At 72.3% G+C, this 23,317-nt stretch carries 21 protein-coding genes and 1 tRNA gene; 7 read left to right on the top strand and 15 right to left on the bottom strand.

The window, feature by feature from the left end:
- Positions 1-64: 64 nt before the first annotated feature.
- From OOJ98_RS33340 to OOJ98_RS33285, 12 genes are all read right to left on the bottom strand, one after another.
- Positions 65-730 carry a response regulator transcription factor gene (locus OOJ98_RS33340; RefSeq protein WP_267058871.1) on the bottom strand — a complete coding sequence of 222 codons (666 nt, stop codon included), beginning with the start codon at positions 728-730 and terminating at the stop codon, positions 65-67.
- Entirely contained in the window at positions 727-1,965 is a 1,239-nt protein-coding gene (locus OOJ98_RS33335) for a sensor histidine kinase (RefSeq protein ID WP_267058870.1), read from the bottom strand. Before OOJ98_RS33335 ends, OOJ98_RS33340 begins: the two co-directional genes overlap by 4 nt.
- A 67-nt stretch (positions 1,966-2,032) precedes the next feature.
- Positions 2,033-2,848, bottom strand: a complete 816-nt coding sequence (locus OOJ98_RS33330) for an ABC transporter permease (protein ID WP_267058869.1) — start codon at positions 2,846-2,848, stop codon at positions 2,033-2,035.
- The gene (locus tag OOJ98_RS33325; protein WP_267058868.1) at positions 2,845-3,789 is read right to left on the bottom strand and encodes an ABC transporter ATP-binding protein; all 945 of its coding nucleotides are present in this window, start codon (positions 3,787-3,789) and stop codon (positions 2,845-2,847) included. Before OOJ98_RS33325 ends, OOJ98_RS33330 begins: the two co-directional genes overlap by 4 nt.
- Before the next feature lie 575 nt (positions 3,790-4,364).
- Positions 4,365-4,520, bottom strand: a complete 156-nt coding sequence (locus OOJ98_RS33320; protein ID WP_267058867.1) for a hypothetical protein — start codon at positions 4,518-4,520, stop codon at positions 4,365-4,367.
- A 16-nt stretch (positions 4,521-4,536) separates the two neighbouring features.
- Positions 4,537-4,851, bottom strand: coding sequence for a hypothetical protein (locus OOJ98_RS33315; RefSeq protein WP_267058866.1), 315 nt, complete (start codon positions 4,849-4,851; stop codon positions 4,537-4,539).
- 845 nt (positions 4,852-5,696) lie between these two features.
- Positions 5,697-6,773, bottom strand: a complete 1,077-nt coding sequence (locus OOJ98_RS33310; protein ID WP_267058865.1) for a hypothetical protein — start codon at positions 6,771-6,773, stop codon at positions 5,697-5,699.
- Positions 6,767-8,437 (bottom strand): FAD-binding protein, encoded by a 1,671-nt coding sequence (locus tag OOJ98_RS33305; RefSeq protein WP_267058864.1) that lies wholly within the window; start codon positions 8,435-8,437, stop codon positions 6,767-6,769. The genes OOJ98_RS33310 and OOJ98_RS33305 overlap by 7 nt, the downstream gene beginning before the upstream one ends.
- Positions 8,434-9,675 (bottom strand): hypothetical protein, encoded by a 1,242-nt coding sequence (locus tag OOJ98_RS33300; protein WP_267058863.1) that lies wholly within the window; start codon positions 9,673-9,675, stop codon positions 8,434-8,436. Before OOJ98_RS33300 ends, OOJ98_RS33305 begins: the two co-directional genes overlap by 4 nt.
- Positions 9,676-9,950: 275 nt before the next feature.
- Positions 9,951-11,147 (bottom strand): sensor histidine kinase, encoded by a 1,197-nt coding sequence (locus OOJ98_RS33295; RefSeq protein WP_267058862.1) that lies wholly within the window; start codon positions 11,145-11,147, stop codon positions 9,951-9,953.
- The gene (locus OOJ98_RS33290; protein WP_267058861.1) at positions 11,144-11,812 is read right to left on the bottom strand and encodes a response regulator transcription factor; all 669 of its coding nucleotides are present in this window, start codon (positions 11,810-11,812) and stop codon (positions 11,144-11,146) included. The genes OOJ98_RS33295 and OOJ98_RS33290 overlap by 4 nt, the downstream gene beginning before the upstream one ends.
- Positions 11,813-12,065: 253 nt before the next feature.
- Entirely contained in the window at positions 12,066-13,487 is a 1,422-nt protein-coding gene (locus OOJ98_RS33285; protein ID WP_267058860.1) for a hypothetical protein, read from the bottom strand.
- A gap of 408 nt (positions 13,488-13,895) precedes the next feature.
- Between OOJ98_RS33285 and OOJ98_RS33280 the strand changes: the two genes are divergently transcribed.
- The gene (locus OOJ98_RS33280) at positions 13,896-14,723 is read left to right on the top strand and encodes a polysaccharide deacetylase family protein (protein ID WP_267058859.1); all 828 of its coding nucleotides are present in this window, start codon (positions 13,896-13,898) and stop codon (positions 14,721-14,723) included.
- A gap of 41 nt (positions 14,724-14,764) precedes the next feature.
- Here the strand turns inward: OOJ98_RS33280 and OOJ98_RS33275 are convergent.
- A tRNA-Gly gene (locus OOJ98_RS33275) sits at positions 14,765-14,838 on the bottom strand.
- Between the two features lie 229 nt (positions 14,839-15,067).
- Here OOJ98_RS33275 and OOJ98_RS33270 point away from each other — a divergent pair.
- The 3 genes from OOJ98_RS33270 (at position 15,068) to OOJ98_RS33260 (ending at position 16,449) form a co-directional block, all read left to right on the top strand.
- A complete protein-coding gene (locus OOJ98_RS33270; protein WP_267059105.1) occupies positions 15,068-15,253 on the top strand; it encodes a hypothetical protein in 186 nt (61 codons plus the stop codon).
- A 111-nt stretch (positions 15,254-15,364) separates the two neighbouring features.
- On the top strand, positions 15,365-15,940 hold the full coding sequence (gene dcd / locus OOJ98_RS33265; protein ID WP_267058858.1) for a dCTP deaminase: 576 nt from the start codon (positions 15,365-15,367) through the stop codon (positions 15,938-15,940).
- A gap of 2 nt (positions 15,941-15,942) precedes the next feature.
- Entirely contained in the window at positions 15,943-16,449 is a 507-nt protein-coding gene (locus OOJ98_RS33260) for a phosphoribosyltransferase (protein ID WP_267058857.1), read from the top strand.
- Between the two features lie 93 nt (positions 16,450-16,542).
- Here OOJ98_RS33260 and OOJ98_RS33255 read toward each other — a convergent pair whose 3' ends face one another.
- On the bottom strand, positions 16,543-17,502 hold the full coding sequence (locus OOJ98_RS33255) for a Yip1 family protein (RefSeq protein WP_267058856.1): 960 nt from the start codon (positions 17,500-17,502) through the stop codon (positions 16,543-16,545).
- 286 nt (positions 17,503-17,788) lie between these two features.
- Between OOJ98_RS33255 and OOJ98_RS33250 the strand changes: the two genes are divergently transcribed.
- Positions 17,789-18,769, top strand: coding sequence for a hypothetical protein (locus tag OOJ98_RS33250; protein WP_267058855.1), 981 nt, complete (start codon positions 17,789-17,791; stop codon positions 18,767-18,769).
- Positions 18,770-18,854: 85 nt separating this feature from the next.
- On the opposite strand, the gene OOJ98_RS33245 is transcribed toward OOJ98_RS33250, so the two are convergent.
- Positions 18,855-21,122 carry a (Fe-S)-binding protein gene (locus OOJ98_RS33245; RefSeq protein ID WP_267058854.1) on the bottom strand — a complete coding sequence of 756 codons (2,268 nt, stop codon included), beginning with the start codon at positions 21,120-21,122 and terminating at the stop codon, positions 18,855-18,857.
- Between the two features lie 260 nt (positions 21,123-21,382).
- Between OOJ98_RS33245 and OOJ98_RS33240 the strand changes: the two genes are divergently transcribed.
- On the top strand, positions 21,383-22,240 hold the full coding sequence (locus tag OOJ98_RS33240) for an NAD-dependent epimerase/dehydratase family protein (RefSeq protein WP_267058853.1): 858 nt from the start codon (positions 21,383-21,385) through the stop codon (positions 22,238-22,240).
- Between the two features lie 14 nt (positions 22,241-22,254).
- On the top strand, positions 22,255-23,292 hold the full coding sequence (locus OOJ98_RS33235; protein ID WP_267058852.1) for an MraY family glycosyltransferase: 1,038 nt from the start codon (positions 22,255-22,257) through the stop codon (positions 23,290-23,292).
- Positions 23,293-23,317 lie beyond the last annotated feature (25 nt).

Raw genomic sequence — 23,317 nt, 5'->3', positions numbered from 1 at the left:
TCGGCGGACGGGCCCGCGACGACGCACCCCGGGCATGCCCGGCCCGCCCCCTCGGGCGGCTCCGCTACGTCGGCCGCACCAGCCGGGTCTCGTAGGCGAACACCACGGCCTGGACCCGGTCGCGCAGCTCCAGCTTGACTAGGATGCGGTTCAGGTGGGTCTTCACCGTCGCTTCCGCGAGGTGCAGCAGGGCGGCGATCTCCGAGTTGGACAGGCCGCGGCCCACCTCCGTGAGGACCTCGCGTTCGCGGGCGGTGAGCCGGCCGAGCCGGTCGTCCCTGCCGCGGGCGTCGGCGCCGGCGGGGAGCTGATGGGCGAAGTTCTCCAGGAGCAGCCGCGTGATGCGGGGCGCGACGACGGCGTCGCCTGCCGCCACGGAGCGGATCGCGGCGAGCAGTTCCTGCGGCAGCGCGTTCTTGAGCAGGAAGCCCGAGGCGCCTGCCCGCAGCCCTGCGAAGGCGTACTCGTCGAGGTCGAACGTGGTCAGGATGAGGACCTTCGACTCCGGCGACTCGGCGACGATGCGTTCGGTCGCCTCGATGCCGTCGGTGCCGGGCATCCGCACATCCATGAGGACCACGTCCGGCCGCAGCTCGTGCGCGAGCCGGACGGCCTCGGCGCCGTCGCCCGCCTCTCCGACGGGCTCCATGTCGCTCTGCGCGTCGAGGACCATGGTGAAGGCCATGCGCAGCAGGGGCTCGTCGTCGACGAGCAGGACACGAATGGTCATGGGGCCACGTCTTGTTCCGGTCGGGGGCGAGGGGTGAGGGCGAGTACGGCACGGACCTGCCAGCCGCCGCCGGGCCGGGGCCCGGCCGTCAGCTCGCCGCCGTACGCGGCGGCCCGCTCCCGCATCCCGGGCAGCCCGTGGCCGGTCGGGGTGGCGGGGAGCTCGACGCCGGGGCCGTTGTCGGTGACGTCGACGGTGATCTCCTGGTGGGCGCAGCTGACCCGCACGGTCGCCTCGGTGCCCGGGGGCGTGTGCTTGAGGGTGTTGGTGAGGGCTTCCTGGACCAGCCGGTAGACGGTCAGCTGGGCGGCGGCGGGAGCGCCCGAAGGATCGCCGTCGACCGTCAGACGGGTGGGCAGTCCGGCGGCGCGGACCTGGTCGGCCAGCGGCACCAGTTGAGCGATGGCCGGCATGGGGTGGCGCAGCGCGTCCGGCTCGTCGTCCCGCAGCACGCCGAGGAAGCGCCGCATGTCGGTGATGGCCTGGCGCCCGGTGGTGGAGACCTGGCGCATGGCCGTGGTGGCCAGCTCCGGCGTACGGTCCTGCGCGAAGACCGCGCCGTCGGCGAGGGCGACCATGACCGACAGGTTGTGCGTGACGATGTCGTGCATCTCGCGGGCGATCCGGGACCGCTCTCCGGCGACGGCGAGCTGCGCCTGCTGGTCCCGCTCGCGCTCCAGGCGCTGGGCGCGCTCTTCGAGCAGCGCCACCGCGGCGCGCCGGCCGCGCATGTTGATGCCGATGACCGAGGCGGCGACCACCATCGCGGAGAGCCCGATGAACGTCTCGGCCCCCCGGTCGTCCGGCGCCCAGCGGATCGCGGCCAGGAGCACTCCGCCTTCGAGGACACCGATGGCCAGCCACATGCGCCGCCTGCTCGCGTACGCGGCGACCGTGTACAGGCCGACGAGGAGCGCGATGTCGGCGGGAAGCCGGGTGTCGGCGAGCCATTGGGCGAACGCGACCGCCGACATCGTCAGGAACACCGCGAAGGGCGCGCGCCGACGCCACACGAGGGGCGCCACCATCGGGGCGGTGAGCGCCACGATGACCCAGGGGTGATCGTGCAGCGGCCGCCGTGCCATGCCGGTGAGGGCCAGGAAGAGGGCGGCGGTGAAGAGCGCGTCGACCGCGCGCGGCGAGAGCCGGGCATGGGCCCACAGCCGGGCGCGCACGACGAGCGCGCGCCACGACTGCGTCCACCGCCTCGCGGCGGTCCCCTGCCCGTACGTCATGACCCGGCCCGGCGGGACCGTCCGCGGGAGGCGCCACCGGCCGGGGAGCCCGCCGGCGCCTTCCGCATCAGGCGTCCCGCCGCTTGAGCGCCACTCCTGCCCCGATCAGCGCGATGAGCGCGTACAGGCAGAAGAACGCGAACCCGGTCCATGGGGCCAGCGTATGCGGCTCCTGGTGGATGTGGAGCAGCCCCTGCCCCGCCGTGCTCGGCAGGTACGGGTTGATGTTCTGGAACCACGAGGACGGCAGGGCCTCCGCGAGCACCGGCAGGACCAGCAGCACCCCGAAGACGCTGGCGATGCCGCCCGCCGTGTTGCGGATCAGCGCGCCGAAGGCCACCCCGAGCAGGCCGACGACCGTCAGGTAGAGCCCGGCGCCGAGCACCGCCCGCGTGACGCCGGGCGCACTCAGCGAGGTCCCGAGGTGGTGGCCGGACATGGCGGCCTGGCCGATCAGGAAGGCGACGAGCGAGGCGACCGTCGTCAGCACCCACGCGACCACGCCGTACACCAGGGCCTTGGCCCACAGGACGGGCAGGCGGCGGGGGACCGCGGACAGGGAGGCGCGGATCATGCCGGTCGCGTACTCGCCGCTGACGACGAGGACGCCGAGGACGCCGACGGCGAGCTGCGCCAGGTAGAAGCCGCGCAGGCTGACCAGGGCCGGGTCGAAGTGGGCCTTCTCGTCGGCGGGCAGGTGCGCCCAGCGGTCGGCCGTGAAGTAGCTGAACAGCAGACCGAGGCCGATCATCGCGAGGACGGCGGCGAGCAGCGTGAAGAGCGTGGAGCGCAACGACCGCAGCTTGATCCACTCGGAGTGGATCACCCGGACCTGCGTCACCTCGCCGCGGGCCGCGGCGGGGATGATGGATGCCGTCGTCATGCCGCACTTCCTTCGTTGCCCGAGCCGACCAGCTCGGGCGCCGGAGCCTGGAACTCCACGGAGTCCCTGGTCAGTTCCATGAACGCCTCTTCCAACGAGGCCTGCTGCGGGGTGAGTTCGGCGAGGGCGATGGCGTGGTCGGCCGCGATGCGTCCGATCCGCTCACTGCTGAGGCCGGTCACTTCGAGGACTCCGGGCTGGAGCGAGCCGACGGTGACGTCCGGGCCCACCAGGAGTTCGCACAGCTTCTCCGCGTCGGCGGTGCGCACCCGCACCGTGTCTCCGGCGGCCTGGGCCGTGAACTCCGCCACCGAGGTGTCGGCGATCAGCCGGCCACGGCCGATCACGATCAAGTGCTCGGCGGTCAGCGCCATTTCCGACATCAGGTGCGAGGACACCAGGACCGTACGGCCCTCGGCGGCCAGCCCCTTGAGCAGATTGCGTATCCACAGGATGCCCTCGGGGTCGAGACCGTTGACCGGCTCGTCGAGGATCACGGTCGCGGGGTCGCCGAGCAGCGCGCTGGCGATGCCGAGCCGCTGCCCCATGCCGAGGGAGAAACCGCCCACCCGCTTCTTCGCCACCTCACGCAGGCCCACCAGGTCGATCACCTCGTTCACCCGGCGTGCCGGGATGCCGGTGGTGGCGGCCAGGGCCAGCAGGTGGTTGTAGGCGCTGCGCCCGGTATGGATCGCCCGCGCCTCCAGCATGGCGCCCACCTCGTGCAGCGGCGCCCGGTGCTCGGCGTAACTGCGGCCGTTCACGATCGCGCGTCCCGAGGTGGGGGCATCGAGGCCGAGGAGCATCCGCATGGTGGTGGATTTCCCCGCGCCGTTCGGCCCCAGGAAGCCCGTGACGATGCCGGGACGCACGGAGAAACTGAGGTCCGAGACGGCGGTGCGCTCACCGTAGCGTTTGGTGAGGGAATGGGCTTCGATCATGGAAGGTCCTTGCGGGAAAGGGCGATGGAGGAGGTCCGAGGAGGACGTTGCCCACGCTAGGCCCGCCCCGGACCCCCCACGACGCCCTGAGGACCGACATCGCGCCACCCTCCCTGCACCCCGGGGTTGAACCCCGCTACACCCGTCGATGTACACGCTCCGCCCCGGGCCTCTGGAGCAGGGGCCAACTGACACGCACAGGTGGTCATGCGGCCCGACGGCGACGGGCGTCCTCCACCAGAAGGACGCCCGTCAACGCGACGCTCCCGGTTCAGCCTGCCCTCCTGCTTGACGGTTTCTCGCCGCCTGCGCCGAACGTAGCCATGTGGCGGGCGAGGACAGTTGGTGCCCTCTCGACCCCAGACCGGCGACGTGAGGAAGCGCCGGGTGGCGGTGGTGTTTCTGGGCCGTAGGGTCGTTGGCCGCAGCGTTTCACTGCCCCGAAGGGCACGCTCGGGGGAAGCAGGTGGTTCGGGGGCGGCGGGGCCCGCCGCAGCTGTGCGGCGGGCCCTTCTTCGTGCTCCGGGGCCCGGCCCGTACCCGAGGGCGCTGTGGGCGGTGGGGTGGCCCGCGCCTCAGGGCGTGCGGTCGGTCTTGCCGAGGCAGTAGGCCATTCCCGCCGCGCACGCCGCCGTGACGGCGAGTTGGCCCCAGTAGTCGTCGATGACGAATTTGTTGATGGACACGAGGACCGTCGCCCACACGAGGACGATTCCCACTTTGAGAGGCATGGTGGCGCTTTCGGTTTCAGGCGAGGGAGCTGAGGCAGCCGGTAGCCCCGGCGGCCACCACGTTGGTGGCTATCTTCTTGGCGATGTCCTTGTTGACCCGGCCCACGACGAGCGCCGCGATGCCACCGATGCCTGCCTTCACGAGGCAGTCCTTGGCCGTCTTCGACATGGGCTTGGTGGCGAGCAGCCGCTCGCACGCCTTCGGGTCCTTCTTGCCGAGGTAGCAACCCGCTGAGTTGTACTCCTGGTTGACGTCCACCGCATGGGCGGCTGCCGGGGAGACACCGGCGAAAAGGGCGGCTGCGACGAGGACAGTGGTGAGCTTGTTCATGGCCTCTGAGTTCAGGTGGGGAGCGATGGCTCGCTCCGTGGATCTGCTGCGGTGCGGGAAGTTCCCGCGACACACAGATCCTTGGCCGTAGCCGTCACGGTGCCCATCCGTCGGGAGGCTGCGAAGACCGGCCGTTCGGCTGGGATGAACCCGCCGTCGCTCTGAGGCCGGGGCCGGGGCGGGGGCCGGGTACGAGGCCGGGGACCGTGCGCCTGTGGAACGGAGGGAGGCGCAGTGCTCGCGTCGGCTGCGGTGGCCGTGGGCGCGAGACGGGCGGCGCACGCTGGACTGCTTTCCGGCAGCGGGTGCCGGGGACGCGGGATCGCGCTGGGCGGTGAGGCAGTTGAGCGGGGGAGCAGCAGCGATTACGTCTGGGGCGGTGCCGACGGCCGAAGCCCGCGCCGGTGCGTGGCGTGGCGCGGCGTCGACCGACCCGGGCCCGCACCACAGCAGTGGCCCCGGCCAGCCCGGACCCGAAGGCGGCTCTCCACGCTTCCCGGGGTTCGCTCGCGGCGCGGACCGCGCCGGCACGGCGGCCGGCCCGTCCGCGGTGGCGGCGAAGCACCGGGGCCCACACGAGCGGACTCGTACGTCATCGAGTCCGGGCCGCACACACTTCCGGGGAGCCGTGATGACGGCTCCCCGGAAGCGCGGTGGGCCAGGCCGCCCCCCCCGGGGCATCCCCCGCGTCCCCCGTGACGAAGGAGCCGTGGAGCCGGGCCCTGCTGACGATCCTCTCCAACGCGTGGGGTGGCGACAATCCGTCGAGTGGCTGTCGTCGGCCCGCCGTTCGGCGGAGGCGTCGGCCTCAGGGATACGGCTCTCGTGGAGACGTGGGCGGCGGATCAAGCCGCGGCCGGGGCCGCTTCCGTGTTGGGGGGCGTGGCGCGCAGGCAGAGGGCTCCGCCGAGGAGGCACACCAGGCCCAGGGCGCCGATGAGTTCGGGGCCGAGGGTGCCGGCGAACCGGCTGAGGGCCACGCAGAGGCCGGCGCCGAGCCCTGCCGCGGCCTCCTTCGGGAAGAGGCAACCGGCCCTGGACGCGGCCACGTCGAGGTAGCTGGCGGCGCATTCGGCGAGCGTGCACAGCAGAATCCAGACCACGGCTCCGGCGAGCGCCTCGACGTGGAACCAGCCGGGGAAGGCCAGGACCGCCATGCAGCAGCCCAGGGCCGACAGGACGGCCCGGGACCGTCCCGCCTCGGTACCCCGTCGGGTGATCCAGCCCATGACGGGACGCTGGCACACGATGATCACGACCGCGTTGAGGCTGACCAGCCAGCCGTACCAGGACGGCAGCGCACCGCCGCGGCTCAGCAGGTACTGCGGGAGGATCGCGAAGACGGCGAACAGTTTGATGCCGATCGCGACCCCGAACAGGGTCCACCCGACCTGGTGGCGCCGGACCGCGGGCGGGCTCCCGGTCCGCCGCCCGCCGGTGGACGCGGCGCCGCGCAGGGCGCGCAGCGACAGCGGACCGCACAGGGCCAGCAGCACGACCGGCGGCACCAGGAACGCCACCAGCCCCCAGGAGGGGGCCATCAGGGCGACGTAGACGCCGGCCAGGAGGCTGCCGCAGTTGAGGGCGATCTTGTTGTACGAGGCGCCCTTCGCGCTCTCCGCGGCCCCTGCCTTGAGTACGTAGCCGCCGACGCTGAGCCCGAAGCCGACCAGCAGCGCCGCCGCCAGGCGCACCGGGGAGCTCGGCACCAGCCACAGCGCGGTGCCGCCCGCCGCGGTGGCGAAGCACAGGCCGCCCGCCCCCGAACGCCCCCACCGCGTCAGCAGTGGCGAGAGGACCAGGAGGGCCCGATAGCCCAGTACCAGAACGGTGTTGGACCAGACGTCGAGGAACAGGTTCGCCCGTGCGAGGAAGGCGAACAGGCACAGCGCGGACAGGAACCGGACCACGAAGGTCAGCACGGCACGGCGGCTTCCGCGACGGCGTGCCGGTAGGGCGACCAGGCGAGCCGCCCCTCCTTCAGGACCGCCGTGGAGCCCTCGAACTCCGCTGCGCGGTGCGGGAAGTCGTCGCGGTAGTGCGAGCCGCGGGACTCCTCCCTGCGCAGCGCCGCTTCCACGATGGTCTCCGAGGCGAGCAGCAGGTTCTTCAGGTCGAGATACGTCTGCACCTGCCCGGCCGCCCGGGAGCCGGTCGCCAGGCCGATCGACCGGCTCCGTTCCTCCAGCACGCTGATGAGGCCGAGCATCGTGGTCAGGCCCCGCCCGGTGCGGATCGGGCCCGCGGTGCGGTACATGCCCTGGCGCAGGCTCTGCAGGACGCCGTCGACGGACTCGCCGCCGCCGGTCGGGGCGCGGAACGCTCCGGTGACCCGGATGTCCGTGGACGCGTGCCCGGCCCGTGTCGCGGCCGCGTCGCGTCCGGCGATCCGGCCGAACACGAGGGCCTCGGAGAGTCCGTTGCCGCCCAGCCGGTTCGCGCCGTGCACCCCGCCGGCGCTCTCGCCCGCCGCGTAGAGGCCGGGCACGGTGGTGCCCGCCCGGGGCCCGATGCGCAGCCCGCCCATGAGGAAGTGGGCGGTGGGACGGACGCTCAGGGTGTTCGCGTGCCGGGGGTCGGCGCCCGCCTGGACGAGGCGTTCGTCGAGCGCCGGGTACCGGTCGGGGATCACCTGCCGGCAGGCGCTGATGTCGAGGTGGACCGAACCGTCGTCGAAGGCCCGGCCTTCGACGAGTTCGCGGTAGATGCCGCGCGAGACCACGTCGCGGGTGGCCCGCTCGCCCCGTTCGTCGTGGCCGAGCATGAAGCGCTCGCCGTGCCGGTTGAGGAGGACCGCGCCATCGAAGCGGATCGCCTCCTCGACGAGCGAGCCGTCGAAGGTGAGCACGTCGGAGACGAGGCCGGTGGGGTGGAACTGCACGAATTCCATGTCGACGGCCTCGGCCCCGGACTCCAGGCCGAGGGCCAGCCCGTCGCACGTCTTGTCCATGGAGGCCGCCGTGGGCGCGTACATGGAGGCGCCGCCGCCGTCGGCCAGGATCACCGCGTCCCCGGGAACCTCCAGCAGTTGGAGGCTGTCGACGGCCACCGCCTCCAGCCCGCGGACCTCGCCGTAGGCGTCGAGCAGCAGCCGGGTGCCGCGCAGGCCCGAGAGGACGGTGACCCGGCCTTCGGCCACGAGGCGGGCGAGTTCCACGTCCAGCGCCCGCTGGATGTGATAGCCCAGCCGGTCCTCCAGGTAGACGCCACGGGGCGTCCCGCAACCGCCGAACGGCCGGGTCGCGAAGCCGTCCGCGGCGTCCCGCTCGAAGGCGAGCCCGATGCCCTCCAGCCAGTACACCAGCTCCCGCGACCCCTCACAGAGGACCTGGGCAAGGGCGGGATCGTTGGCGTGGGCGCCGCCCACCAGGGTGTCCCGGACGTGCGCGGCCACGCTGTCGCCTTCGGCGACGGCCGCGTTGAAGGCGTGCGTCTTCCAGGTGCAGCCGCCCACCGAAGCCCAGCGGTAGGACGTGTTCTGGTAGATCGCCTTGGTGACGAGCACGACGTCCGCGCCGCCGGACGCGGCCTCGATCGCCGCGGTGAGACCGGCGCCGCCGGCGCCGAGGACAATGACCCTGGTCATGCGGTGACCTCCGTCGACTCCTCGATCGCCCGCGTGCAGGCGAGGAGCAGCGCCCGTGTCTCCTGATGGGTCGGGGCGGCGCAGATGACGTGGCCGACGAAGTCGGCGTTGTTCTCGACGCGTGTGCTCACCGGGTCTCCGACCGCTTTGGTGAACACGACCTCGTGCAGGCCGGGGAAGCGCTCGTGGACGTCGGCGACCTGCGGCAGGGACGCGAGGAAGCCGTCCGCGCGCGGTCGCAGCATGCGGATGCCCGCGTAGCCGCGCTGCCGGGGCGGCGCCGGGAGCGCGGTCCCCGAGCGGCTGTGGTCCAGCCATGCCGTCCAGGGGTCGAAGTCGAAGGCGAGCGCCGCGAGGTCCCAGATCCGCATGCCGGCCGGCCGCAGGTTGGGCTCGACCACGGCGGTCCCCCGGTCCCCGGCCAGGAGGAACACCTCGTTGTGGAACGCGCTCCCCGCGTAGCCGCAGATCTCGGCGGCGGCGTACCCGCTGCGGCGTACGGCCCCGGCGGTGGGCGGGGCGAGCGGGGCCGGGACGACCTGCTCGATCTCGGCACGGTAGGCGCCCGTGGTGGTCGTCTTCTCCGTGAGCCAGGAGAACCCGGCCACATGGTCGACGCTGTATTCGCGTGCGCCGTCGACACACTCCTCGGCCATCACCCCGCCCGCCAGGTAGGGGCTCAGCCCGGCGAAGGCCGATCCGATGTGGGCCTCGTCCTCGACGCGCGTGCAGCCGCGGCTGTTCCCCTCGCCCTTCGGCTTGAGGAAGATCCGCCGGGGCGCCACCTCGTGCCAGAACGCCACGGCGTCGTCGGCGGTGTGGATCTCGCGGGCGCGGATGGTCCGGTGGTGCCCCGGCAGCGTGTCGTGCCGCGCCTCGCGTGCCCGGTAGAGGTGCTTGTCGGCGGCGCAGGCCGCGGCGGCGGGGTCGGCGCCGGGGAGTCCGAGACGGCTCGCGAGCAGCGCCCCGGCCGGGACCCCGTGGTCGGAGAACGGCAGCACGCCCACCAACTCCAGTGCATGGGAGCCGAGATGGGCGATGATGGAGTCGATGTTCTCCTCGGTGGCCGCGAGGTCGTTGTCCAGGCAGTGGCGGACGGTCTCCCGGTCGGTGGCCGTGATTCCGTCCTTGCACAGGACGAGTTCGGCTCCGTGGAGCTCCCTCGCGTAGGTCTCAAGTTTCTTCACGTCTGCGAGACGGGTGTTGTTGTACCCCATCACGGCAAATACCTTGGTCACGGTTTTTCGTAGTCCTCGAAGGAAGGAAAGCCGAGCCCCGGCGCAGGGAGCGGCCCTGCTCGGCCCGGCTCGACGGTGAATCTCGGGGGCGGTACGCCACCACGCCGCATGCGGAAGTCCGGTGCGCGGCGAGAGAAGTGTGGTGCTCGGGGGCCCCACACATGACCGTCATCGTCGCGCGCCCGTGACGTCCGGCGGTACCCCCCGGGTGGCGGGAACGGGCCGTCACCCGGCCACCGTCGTGGGCGCACCGGGCAGCCGTCGGTGGCCGGCCCTCACCCCGGCCGGAGGGGCAGGGAGAGGGCCACGGCGAAGCCCCCGTCGGGGGAGGGGCCGGCCGTGAGCGTGCCGCCCGACAGGGCCGCCCGTTCGCGCAGGCCGATGAAGCCGTGTCCACTGCCGGGTACCGGCGGCGCCTGCTGTGCCGGGGTCGGCGGGGGTGTGTTGTGGACCGTGGTGAGCAGGAGCGTGCCGTCGGCGCTGAGGGTGACGCTCACCGAGGCGGTCGTGCCGGGCGCGTGCTTGCGTACGTTGGTCAGGCCTTCCTGGGCGGTCCGGTACACGGTCCGCCGGTACGTGCCCGGCAGGGAGCGGGCCGTGACGGCGGGGGAGACGTGCAGGCGGGCGTCGACCCCGCTCCGGGCGACGAGCGGGGCCAGGTCGGCGATCTCCGGCGCGGGGGCCTGCGCCCGCGCGTGGGGTCCGTCGCCGCGCAGCACCAGGAGGATCGTGCGGAGTTCTTCGAGGGTGGCGACGGCCAGCTGCCGCAGCGTTTCGGCGGTCCGGCGCGTCTCGGGGTCGGCGGCGGTCACCGAGAGCGCACCCGCCTGGACGGCGATCAGCCCCGCCTTGTGGGAGACCACGTCGTGCATCTCCCGCCCGATGCGGGCCCGTTCCTCGCCGACCGCCCGCTGGGCGTGCAGGTGCCGCTCCTGCCGGCGAAGCGCCGTCAACTCGCCCAAGTGGCGGGCCAGTTCGACCCGGGCCCGGTAGTGCAGGCCCACCACGGCGGGAGCGCTGCTGATCAGTACGGCGTACGTCATGTGCTGGGCGACGTCGAGCGGACCCACCCCGGTGAGGGCGACGCCCTCCCACACCCGGCAGGGCCGCCAGCACAGCAGGTCTCCCACCGCCACGGTCGCGGTGGCCGCGAGGGTGACGCCGTGGGGAGGGCGCCGGCGGGCCAGGGCACACAGGGCGAGGGCGCTCAGGGCGAGAGCGTGGGCGGTGAGGAGCGCCGGAGTGGTGAGCACGAACGCCACCACGGGACGACGGCGACGCGACCAGAGCGCGCTCGTCGCCACCAGCACCGCCGCCTGACGCCACCAGGGCCCCCGCGCCAGCTCCGTCCAGCAGTCGGCAAGACCCACGCCCGCGAGGACGAGGTTCCCCGTCCAGCGCGACACCGTCGTGCGGGGGGCGAAGAACAGGCGGTCCCACCACGGACCGTCCCCGTGGACAGTGGTGCTCACGGGGCCGGGGCGGGTGGCGTCACGAGGCGAGCCCGGGTGGCCAGCACCGCGGCCTGGACCCGGTTGTCGACGTGCAGCTTCGTCAGCAGGGAGCTGACATGGTCCTTCACCGTCCCGACGCTCACATGGAGGCGGGCCGAGATGTCGGCGTTGGTGAGACCGTCCGCCAGCAGGATCAGAACCTCGTGCTCGCGCGGCGAGAGCATCGCCAGTACCGGGCCCGCCGGATCGGCGATGCCCTGCCGGCGCAGGCGCCGCACCATCGGCACCGACAGGCATCCGCTGCCCGTGCCCAGGGCGCGCACCGCGCTGATCAGGTCGGCCGGGCTGGTGTCCTTCAGGAGGAAACCGGCGGCGCCCAGGCGCAGCGCCTCCCCGAGGTACTCGTCGGTGTCGAACGTGGTGAGCATCGCGACCTGGGGCGGGTGCGGCAGGGCCCGCAGCTCCCGCAGCACCGCGAGCCCGTCCGCATCGGGCATCCGCACGTCCAGCAGCACCACGTCGGGCCGCTGCTCGCGGGCCACGTCGACCGCCTCGCCGCCGCGACAGGCGGCCGTCACCCGCAGGTCGGGTGCGACGGAGAGGATCTGCGCCACACCTGACCGCAGCAGTTCCTCGTCGTCCACGACCATGACCCGCAGCGCGGGGCAAGCCAGTACTGGCATTACGGCGTCCTCGTCCCACCTCGTCGTGCCGCGCGGCGCCGTGTCCGAGGGCCGCGGGGGCGTCGGCTCGCGCCCGCCGCCCTTCGGGCCGGCGACCGAGGGCATCGCTGGTGGCCCCGGGCAGTTGTCCCGTACAGCAGACCGGGGCGCGGCCGTCGCACGCCAGCGGGCTGTGCCTCGGGTGCCTCGTGGTGGGGCGGCGGTCGGACGGCCCGCCTACACTGCGGCGGTCGTCGCGCTCACGTCGTCGCGCTCATGTCGTGGTGCCGGGCGCGCGGGTGTGCTCGGGACGGCCGCCGGCCTGCTCGGGACGGCCCCCGAGCAGGTCGTGGAGGTCGCGGACGAGGCGCTCGTCGTGGTGGGGGGCGAAGCGCCGGCGGTACTCACCGGCCAGGGCGGCGGGCAGCCCGCCGGCCAGGGCCGCGGCCTGCTGGACGCTGCGCGTGGCCAAGTCGAGCTCGCCGAGGGCGAGTTGGGCGTCCACGGTGTAGAGCAGGACCCCCGCGGTGAAGGGCGAAGGGCGCGGCCCGTCCGGACCGGTCGCGGCCTCGGGGTCGGTCAGCGGTACGAGGCGGCTCAGCGCCGCGCGGGGCCGGCCCTGGTGAAGCGAGGACAGCCCCGCACACAGGGTCAGGCGCATGGCGTCGAGGTCACGGTCGGGCAGGCCGTCGGCGCTGGCCGGCCGCGTCCGGTCGGCGCTCAGGGTGCTCCCGGCCCGGTCCAGGGCCCGCAGGCCCGCCAGGATCTCTCCGGAACGGACCAGGGCCAGCGCCTCCCAGGTGTCCAGGAGCGCGGCGAGGCGCGGCGGGAGGCGGGGTGCGGCGGTCCGCGCGCCCCCGAGCACGCACAGGGCGTCCTTCGGAGCGCCCACCGCGGCATGCAGACCGGCGAGGTCGGCCAGGCACACGATGCTCTGGTGGCGTGCCCCCACGGCGGTCGCGGCGCGCAGCGCGGCCAGGCTGTAGCGCTCGGCGGTGGCGAAGTCGCCCAGGCACGTGCTGAGGCAGGCACACAGCCGGGCGGTGCGGGCGGCGAGGTAGAGCAGCCGCGCCCCGGTCCGCCGGTCGTGGCCCGCGCCGGTGAGCAGCCCCGCGACGAGCCGGTGCTCGGCGCGGGCGGCGTGGAACAGCGCGCCCGGTGTGGAAGCGGAGCCCGCCTCCTGGCGTTCCAGCGCGCGCAGGCGCACCTCGACCCAGTGCAGTGTCGCGGGCCGCACCGGGCGGCCCGCCCGCGCGGGCACCGGCCGTGGCTGCTCCAGGGCGGCCAGAGCCGCCTTGACCTGGCCCAGCAGCATGCCGCCGCTGGACGCGAGCGCGAGGGGGAAGGCGCTCTCCGGCCGGTCCGCCGCGTCGGCCGCGTCCCGTGCGGCCTCGACGGCGTACTGGGCGGACCACGGTTCCTCGTTGGGCGAGCCCGCCGCGGCGGCCTCCGTCAGCCACCCCGGCCACCCGAGCCGCACCACGTCCGCTTCGGGTACGCCGTGGATGTGGGCGATCGCGATCTGCGCGCTCGGCGACGGCACGGTCCGGCCGGACTCCCAGCGCGAGACCTTCTCCCGCCGGGCCACGATCACCCCGAACCCGAGGGCCTCATGCGTGTCCGCGACGAGCCGCGCGTACGCGGCGTGCGTGAGGCCGACGGACGTCCGAAGTGTCGCGAGAGGGTGCTGCGCCATGTGCGTACGCCAGTTTCGCCGGGGCCGCTCGGGATCTCCAACCCTTCCAGGCTAGATCCGGGCGGGGCCCTGTGCAGCCCGGTCGACTCCGGTTCTGGGTTCTCGTGTGCGCGGGGCGGGGCGGGCTGGTGGTGCTGGCCTTGTCGTTTGCGGGGGCGGGGGCGGGGGCGGGGGCGCGGCACGGCGGCCCCATGGTCCCGGCCTCGTCGTCTGCGCGGCGCGGCGGCCCAATGGTCCTGGGCTCCTCGGCGAGGCGGGGTACGGCGCGGCGGGCTGGCGGTCCTGGGCTCCTCGGGATTGGGGCGCGGCGCGGCGGGCTGGTGGTGCTGGCCTCGTCGGCGGGGAGGGGTACGGCGCGGCGGGCTGGTGGTGCTGGCCTCGTCGTCCGGCGCGGGCGAGGCTGGGGCGGTGACCCAGGACCGAGGCATCCTCGCGCGACGTGCGCTCTTCGCCGCGGGCGGGGCAGGCGTGCTGTCCCTGTGCGTGCCGCCCCTCGCCCGAGCCGCCGGTGCCGCAGGCGCCCCGCGCGGGCCGGTGGCCGGCGATGACCCGCGCCCCGCGCGGACGCGGTCCGCACCCGGTGGCACACGGGCCGTGGTGGAGCGGACGGTGGCGGGCGGTCCCATGGCCCTCGCCCTCACCTTCGACGACGGCCCCAGCCCGATCTACACCCCGCGGGTCCTGGCCGTGCTCACCCGCCACCGGGTGCGAGCGACGTTCTTCATGCTCGGTGCCAACGTCGCCAAGTACCCCGACACCGTGCGCCAGGTGGTCGACCTCGGACATGTGCTGGGCAACCACACCTGGTCCCATCCGATCCTCACCGCCCTGCCCGCGGCCGAGGTGCGGGACCAGATCGAGAGGACCAACGAGGTCATCGCCCGCGTCGGCCGGGCCGGAGCGCCGGTCCTCTTCCGCGCCCCCGGCGGTCACTTCGCCCCCGCCGCGCTCCAGGTCTGCGGAGAACTCGGGATGCGGGCGATCTCCTGGTCCGTCGACCCCGAGGACTGGTCCAACCCCGGCACCGGCACGGTCGTGAAGCGCACCCTCGGGGCCGCCCGCACCGGATCGATCATCCTCAACCACGACGGCGCCCTGAGCCTCCACGCCGTCCCCGAGCACCAAGGCCTCGGCGACCGCTCCCAGACGGTCCACGCCCTGCACACGGTCATCCCCCAACTCCTGGACGCGGGCCACCACTTCACGACCCCGGACACGCATCCCAAAGTGGTCTAGACAACAAACAAGCCCCAGGTCGTCGACCTGGGGCTAAGCAATGGAGCGAGTGACGGGAATCGAACCCGCGCTCTAAGCTTGGGAAGCTTATGTTCTACCATTAAACTACACTCGCGTGATCGTTTCCCATGGGGAAGCGGTCGCCGCTCACTCTACCCCATGCCCGGCCCTCGGTGGATTCACCGAGGGCCTTCGTGCTGTCCGGGGCCGGGATCGCCGTGTCGGGGGCGGGAGTTGGGGCGTACGGTGGAGGGCGTTCGCGCGGGTGGTGTGCCGCGTGCGCGGGCGTCCCGTTCATCCCCTAATGTGGTGTTTTCTCCGTCCACGCTTGTTGGGGAAGGGACTTGAGCGACTTGATGGACTCGTTGGAGCGCACCGTCGTCCGCTGCGCCGAAGGGCATGTCTTCACCACCGATTCGTTTCCGATGCAGCAGCTCGGCGCCGCCCGGATCGGGCCCGGCCGGCTGATCCGGTGTCCTCGGTGCGCGCGGCTGCGGCATGCCGTACCGGTGGCGGGGGAGCGGAGCTAGCCCCCCCGGGACTGGAGCGTCGGCCGCGCGGCGGCTGAGCGGCGGTGGAGTACAGGCGCGCGGGACCCGTCCGATTGGGGCGGGGCCGCGCGCCTTGCGTATCCTCGGGGCGTGCTTCTCTCAGACAAGGACATCCGGGCCGAGATCGACTCCGGGCGGGTACGGATCGATCCCTACGACGAATCCATGGTGCAGCCGTCCAGCATCGACGTGCGCCTCGACCGCTTCTTCCGGGTGTTCGAGAACCACCGCTACCCGCACATCGACCCGGCGGTCGAGCAGGCCGACCTCACCCGGCTCGTGGAGCCCGACGGGGACGAGGCGTTCATCCTGCACCCCGGTGAGTTCGTGCTCGCCTCGACGTACGAGGTGATCTCGCTCCCCGACGACCTCGCCAGCCGCCTGGAGGGCAAGAGTTCGCTCGGCCGGCTCGGGCTCGTCACGCACTCCACCGCCGGCTTCATCGACCCCGGCTTCTCCGGGCACGTCACCCTCGAACTCTCCAACGTCGCCACGCTGCCCATCAAGCTGTGGCCGGGGATGAAGATCGGGCAGCTGTGCCTGTTCCGGCTGAGTTCGTCGGCCGAGGAGCCGTACGGGTCGGAGCGGTACGGATCGCGTTACCAGGGCCAGCGCGGGCCGACCGCCTCGCGGTCCTTCCTCAATTTCCATCGGACCCAGGTGTGAGCATGAGCGACCAGAACGACGTACGCGAGAACCTCACCTACGAGAAGTTCGGCGGCGCCGTCCGCGAGCTCGCGCAGACCATCGCCGACGACGGGTACGAGCCCGACATCGTGGTCTCCATCGCGCGCGGCGGCGTCTTCGTCGCCGGCGGCCTCGCCTACGCGCTGGACTGCAAGAACATCCACCTGGTGAACGTCGAGTTCTACACCGGGGTCGGCACCACGCTCGAAATGCCGGTCATGCTCGCGCCCATGCCCAACGTCATCGACTTCTCCGGCAAGAAGGTGCTGATCACGGACGACGTGGCCGACACCGGCAAGACGCTGAAGCTCGTCCACGACTTCTGCGTCGAGCACGTCGCCGAGGTCCGCAGCGCCGTCATCTACGAGAAGTCGCACTCCCTCGTGAAGTGCGAGTACGTGTGGAAGCGCACGGACGAGTGGATCAACTTCCCGTGGAGCGTCGAGCCGCCCGTCGTGCGCCGGGAGGGCCAGGTCCTCGACGCCTGAGGCCCGCCGAGCCCAGCAGTGCCTGCGCGAAGGCCCCGCCCGGAGGAACCGGGCGGGGCCTTCGCGTTGTGCGTACCGTGGCCGCGGCCGCGGCTAGATCGTGCCCAGCTTGATGAGCGAGAGCAGCCCGATCAGCTGGATCGCGGACGCGCCGAGCGCCTTCGGCCACGGCAGGTCGTGGGACTTGCTCACCATCGAGGTGAACAGCGCGCCCGCCGCGAGCCACGTTACCCAGCCGAGGACCTGGACCAGGCCGTTGTCGCCGCCCAGGAACAGGGCGAAGAGCAGCCGCGGAGCGTCCGTCATGGCCATGATCAGCATGGAGAGGCCGATCGTCGGCTGCCACTCGCCGTCGCCGCCGAGCTGGCGGGCCATCGTGTGGGTCACCGCGCCGAGGATCAGACCGCCGGCCACGAACACGAGGCCGGTGATGAGCACCACCGGCACCGCGGTGCCGAGCGTGGTGCTGATGACGTCCTCGCGGGCCTTGTCGAAGCCGAAGATCGCGAGCATGCCGTAGAGGAACGTGACGATCAGCGCCGGGCCCCACACGGGGTGGTCCCGCATCTGCCAGAACGTCGGGCCCGGCCGCATCACGATGCCGGACAGCAGCTCCTTCCAGTGCAGCCGGGGGCCGCTCGGCGGGGCCGTGACCCCGCCGGCCCGGTAGGTCGCGCCGTCGCCGTACGCGTCGTCACCGATGCTGAACGCCTGGGTGTGGCCCGGGTTGTTGGCGTACGGGTCCTGAGCCGGGGCGTACCCCTGCGGCCCGCCCTGGCCCTGGTAGTAGGGGTCGCCGAAGTACTCCGGCTCGCCCTGCTGGGGCGGGGGCGCCTGCCGGTACTGCGGCTGCCCGTTGCCGTACTGCGGCGGCTCGCCCTGCCCGTAACCCTGCGGTCGCTGCTGTCCTTGCCCCTGCCCATGCCCGTACTGCGGCTGCTGCTGGGCGCCCGGCCACTGCTGTGCCGGCGCCTGCTGCTGCCCTTGCTGTTGCGGTTGCCGCGGGGGGCGGTTGTTGTCCCGGCCGCCGCGTCCCATCCTGAATCCAGCCACGAATCGAACGTACCTGTTCCGGCGGTACGCCAACCCGGAGCGGCCGGAACCGGGTGCCTTTGCGGCTGACCTGTGACATCCCCTAGGGGCTCCGGGGGTGTGGGGCGTTTTGGTTTAATACCGCCCGATTTACACGTCCGCGCCCGAAGCTGTAGACGACCGTTACGTTGCCTACGCATGACCCAAACATGACACTCGTAACTTTGCTGATGTCGCCGCCACAAAGCGCCACAGGCCCGACATGACAGACAAGCTTCACGCTTCTACGTTGCGAGGAAGATCACCCATGCGCGCCACCCGCCGTACCGTCCGCACCGCCGCCATAGCCACCGGAGCCATCGCCGCGCTCGCCCTCCCCGTGGGTGCCGCCTTCGCCGACTCGCCCGCCGCCCCGTCGTCCGGACCGTCCGACGACACGAGGAAGGACGAGGACGGCGGCAAGAAGGACGGCGGCAAGAAGGACGACGCCGCGCAGGACGTCCGTTCCTTCGTGAAGTCCGTCAAGCTCGCCGACGGCTCCGTCGCCAAGGTCTACAAGCTCGGCCAGAACCACTACGAGGCCGAGATCTGGGCCGACGGCGCCAGGCTCGACACCCTCGTCGCCAAGGGCGCGTCCGCCACCGGGCAGAACAACGGCCTGTACGTCGTGCTGAACCCGGACGGCACCGTCACCTCCTGGGTCGACAGCGGGAAGAAGGACGAGAAGAGGAAGGACGAGAAGAGGAAGGACGGGAAGAAGGACGAGCGGAAGCAGGACGACAAGAAGTCCGACGTCGTCTCCGCCGTGAAGATGACGATGCCCGACGGCCGGATCGCCAAGCTGATCAAGACCGGCAACGGCCCGCGCGTCGAGATCTCCATGCCGAACGGCTCGTTCCTCGGCGCGATCGACCTGAAGAACCCGTCGGCGCTCAACGACGGCTGGACGTACAAGGTCGTCAACGCCGGCAAGGGTGTCTACAAGTTCGTCGTCATCGACGGCAGGAACGGCGGAAACAGCTGGGTCTACGACTTCAGCGGCAAGCTGATCGAGAAGTACACCGTCCAGAAGGACGGCAAGAAGACGCAGCCGCACCACGACCCGAGGACCGTGGACCGGACCGCGTCCGGTGTCGTGCCCAAGGGCGGCGTCAAGGCCGGTGCCGAGGGCGTCTCCAGCGGGTCGTCCGACCCGGCCCCGATGCTCGCCGCCGGTGGCGGTCTGGCCGCCGCGGGCGCCGCCGGCCTCGGCTTCGCGATGCTGCGCCGCCGCGGCCACCAGGGCTGACCCGCCGGGACGCGGGACGCAACGGAAAGCGGCCGGTTCCGCCCTCGGGCAGAACCGGCCGCTCCCATGTGCGTACGTACGCGGGTTACTTCACCGGCTTGGGCTCCGGCTCGCTCTCGGCCGCCGCGGTGCCGGCCGGGTCGACCGGGGTCTTCACCGAGTCGAGGAGCAGCTGGGCCACGTCGACGACCTGGAGCGTCTCCTTGGCCTTGCCGTCGTTCTTCTTCCCGTTGACGGAGTCCGTCAGCATGACCAGGCAGAACGGGCAGGCGGTGGAGACGATGTCCGGGTTGAGGGAGAGGGCCTCGTCCACGCGCTCGTTGTTGATGCGCTTGCCGATCCGCTCCTCCATCCACATCCGCGCACCACCGGCGCCGCAGCAGAAGCCGCGCTCCTTGTGGCGGTGCATCTCCTGCTGGCGCAGGCCCGGGACGGCCGACATGATCTCGCGCGGGGGCGTGTAGACCTTGTTGTGGCGGCCCAGGTAGCACGGGTCGTGGTAGGTGATCAGGCCGTCCACCGGGGTGACCGGCACCAGCTTGCCCTCGTCGATGAGGTGCTGGAGCAGCTGCGTGTGGTGGATGACCTCGAACTCGCCGCCCAGCTGCGGGTATTCGTTCGCGATCGTGTTGAAGCAGTGCGGGCAGGTCGCGACGATCTTCTTCGCGGACTTCGGCTTCTTCGTCTCGGGGTCGTCGTCGTCCTCGCCGTACGCCATGTTCAGCATGGCCACGTTCTCCTGGCCCAGCTGCTGGAACAGCGGCTCGTTGCCGAGGCGGCGGGCCGAGTCACCGGTGCACTTCTCGTCGCCGCCCATGATGGCGAACGAGACGCCCGCCATGTGCAGGAGCTCCGCGAAGGCCTTGGTGGTCTTCTTCGCCCGGTCCTCCAGGGCGCCCGCGCAGCCGACCCAGTACAGGTAGTCGACCTCGGTGAGGTCTTCGATGTCCTTGCCGACGATCGGGACCTCGAAGTCGACCTCCTTGGTCCACTCCACGCGCTGCTTCTTGGCGAGCCCCCAGGGGTTGCCCTTCTTCTCCAGGTTCTTGAGCATCGTGCCCGCCTCGGACGGGAACGCGGACTCGATCATCACCTGGTAGCGGCGCATGTCGACGATGTGGTCGATGTGCTCGATGTCGACCGGGCACTGCTCGACACAGGCGCCGCAGGTGGTGCAGGACCACAGGACGTCCGGGTCGATGACGCCGTTCTCCTCGGCGGTGCCGATCAGCGGGCGCTCGGCCTCGGCGAGGGCGGCAGCGGGGACGTTCGCCAGCTGCTCCTCGGTCGCCTTCTCGTTCCCTTCCATGTCCTTGCCGCCGCCGGCCAGCAGGTACGGGGCCTTGGCGTGCGCGTGGTCGCGCAGGGACATGATCAGGAGCTTGGGCGAGAGCGGCTTGCCCGTGTTCCAGGCGGGGCACTGCGACTGGCAGCGGCCGCACTCGGTGCAGGTGGAGAAGTCGAGGATGCCCTTCCAGGAGAAGTGCTCGATCTGGGAGACGCCGTAGACGTCGTCCTCGCCCGGGTCCTCGAAGTCGACGAGCTCGCCGCCCGAGGCCATCGGCTGGAGCGCGCCGAGCGCGACGCCGCCCTCGGACTCGCGCTTGAAGAAGATGTTGGGGAAGGCCAGGAAGCGGTGCCAGGCCACGCCCATGTCGGTCTTGAGCGCGACGGTGATCATCCAGATGAAGGACGTCGCGATCTTCAGGCCGGCGAAGAAGTAGGTGAGGTTCTGGAGCGTGGAGAGGTCCATGCCGCGGAACCAGGCGACGACCGGGTACGAGACGAAGAACGAGGCCTCGTAGCCGTCGACGTGGTGCTGGGCTCCTTCGAGGGCGTGCAGCGTGAAGATGCAGATGCCGACGATGAGGATGACGGCCTCGACGAAGTACGCCTGGCCGGTGTTGGAGCCCGCGAACCGGGACTTGCGGCCCGGACGGCCCGGCCGGTTCAGCTGCCGGATGACGATCAGGGTGAGGATGCCGAGCGTCGTCATGGTGCCGAGGAACTCGACGAACATGTTGTACGGCGGCCAGTCGCCGATGACCGGCAGGATCCAGTCGGCCTTGAAGAGCTGGCCGATGGCGTTGACGATCGTCAGGAGCAGCGAGAAGAAGCCCACGGCCACGAACCAGTGCGCGAAGCCGACGATGCCCCACTTGTTCATGCGCGTATGGCCGAGGAACTCCTTGACCACGGTGATCGTGCGCTGCGTGGGATCGTTCGTGCGGGTGCCGGCCGGGACGTTCTGGCCGAGCCGCACGAAGCGGTAGATCTGCACGACGGCACGGCCGAACAGCGCTACGCCGACCGCGATTAGGACCAGCGACACGATGATCGCGGCGAGTTGCATGAGGGGGCTCCTCGGGCCTGCGAGGTGGGTTTCGGGGGACGGGCTCGTACGGGACTACCGGGATTACTAAGCAGTAACTTACCCAGTCCACCTGAGCGTACCCACTTCTGACGCCGCACTGTAGCCGCGCAGGCGGTGATCTGTGTCGCTCAGCGTGCCCTTGGTCGCTGCCGGATATCCATCGTGTTATTCACCACATATGGGGACATAACAAACTAACTTGTTGTCGGCCACGACGATCGAACCGAATGGGCGTCCCCATGCCAGCTCCCGCCACGTACCTCGTCACCGGTGGTGCCGGATTCATCGGCTCGCACCTCGCCGATGCGCTGCTCGGCCAGGGCCACACCGTGGCCGTCCTCGACGACCTCTCCACCGGCGCCCGCGCCAACCTCGCGCCCGCCTGGTCCCACCCCCGGCTCCGCTTCGTACGGGGCTCGGTCCTCGACGAGCGCCTCGTCGACGAACTCACCTCGCGCTGCGACGCCGTGGTCCACCTGGCGCCGGTGACGGGCGCCGTCGGCGCGGCGGCCCTGCGGCACGGCCGCCCGCTCCTGATCACGGCGGCCGACGGGCGGGGCGAGGCCGCCGCGGGCGCCGTCGTCGTACGGCACGGCGACACGGTCGGGCCGCGCCAGTCGCCCGTGCACGCCACCCTCCTGACCCGGCTCGTGCGCCGGGCGGTGGCGGGCGAACCGCTCGCCGTGCACGGCGACGGCACCCGCGCCTGCCGCTTCCTCGACGTCGCCGACGCGGTCGACGCGCTGCTCGCGCTGCTCGCCCACCCGGGCGCCGCGGGCGGCGAGTTCGACATCGCGGGCACCGAGGAGACGACCGTCATGGCCCTGGCCGAACGCGTCCTGGCGCGCAGCGGCGGCGCCTCCGTCATCAGCCATCTCCCGTACGTCGTCGATCGCGTACCGCACGACAGCCGGTCCCGGCCGGCGGTCCGGCCGCTGGACACCGCGCCGCTCCGCGCGCTCACCGGCTGGCGGCAGGCCCGCGGCCTCGACGACATCCTGGACGCGGCGATCGCGCGGGCCCGCAGCGAGGCGCCCGTCGTGCTGCCGGAACTCCGAGCGCCCGCCGCGTCGCCGGCCGCGCAGCACCGCGGCTGAGGGGACGGGCCGACATGCTGCACGGGCTCGCGGCCGCCACGGCGGCCCTCGTACTGACCGCACTGCTCGCGGCCCTGGTCCGCCATCTGATGCTGAGGTTCGGCCGCAAGGGCGCCGACACCGTGCCGCACCTCGGCGGCATCGCGGTCGCGCTCGCCACGCTCGGGGTGGCCTGCTCGGGACCGGTGCTCGGCATCGCGGAGCTGGGCGACGGCGTGGCGCCCCTGCTCGCCGCGGCCGGCGCGGTCGCCCTGCTCGGCCTCGTCGGCGACCTGCGCCCGCTCGGCGTCCGGGTCAGGCTCGTGGCACAGGCCGCGGCCGCGACCGCCGTGGTCACCCTCGCCGGGCTCCCGCCGGGCGCCGGCGCGCTCGCCGTGCTGTGGATCGTCTTCGTCACCAACGCCTTCCAGCTCCTGGACACCTCCGACGGGGCGATGGGCGCGGTCGCCGCCGTCACCGCGCTCGGCCTCGCGGTGTGCGCGATCGCCGAGGGGCACCCGGGGCACGGGCTCCTCCTGAGCGTGCTCGCCGCCGCCCTCACCGGCTTCCTGCTGCACAACTGGCATCCGGCCCGCATCCATCTCGGCGACTGCGGAGCCCTGTTCACCGGGTTCCTGCTCGCCTCGTCCGCGGTCGCCGTGCACACCGGGGCGCCCGGCGGGCAGACCACCGCCGAACTCTTCGCGCTCACCGCCGTCGTGCTCACCGACACCCTGCTCGTCCTGATCTCCCGCCACCGCGCGGGCCGCCCGCTGCTGCGCGGCGGCGGCGACCACATCGCGCACCGGCTCCGCAAGCTCGGCCTCACCACCCAGGGCTCGGCCGTCGTGCTCGGCGTCGCCTCCCTCTTCTGCACCCTCTTCGCGCTCCAGATCCACGACGGGCGCGTCGTCCCGCTCGCGGTCCTCGCGCCGGCGCTCCTGGTGCCCGCGGCGATCGTGCTGCTCCTGCGGGTGCCGGTGTACGGGCCCGCGTCGCGCCGGCGCCCCCCGCGCGCCCGGACCCCGGCCGACCCGACCGCCTCGGTCGACCTCGCGGGCGGCCGGGGATGAACCCCTCTCCCCTCTGCCCGGCCCT

Origin of the sequence: Streptomyces sp. NBC_00083 (genome assembly GCF_026343295.1) — a bacterium.
In the GTDB taxonomy this organism is placed as follows: domain Bacteria; phylum Actinomycetota; class Actinomycetes; order Streptomycetales; family Streptomycetaceae; genus Streptomyces.
This window is presented reverse-complemented; position numbering and strand designations above follow the sequence as displayed.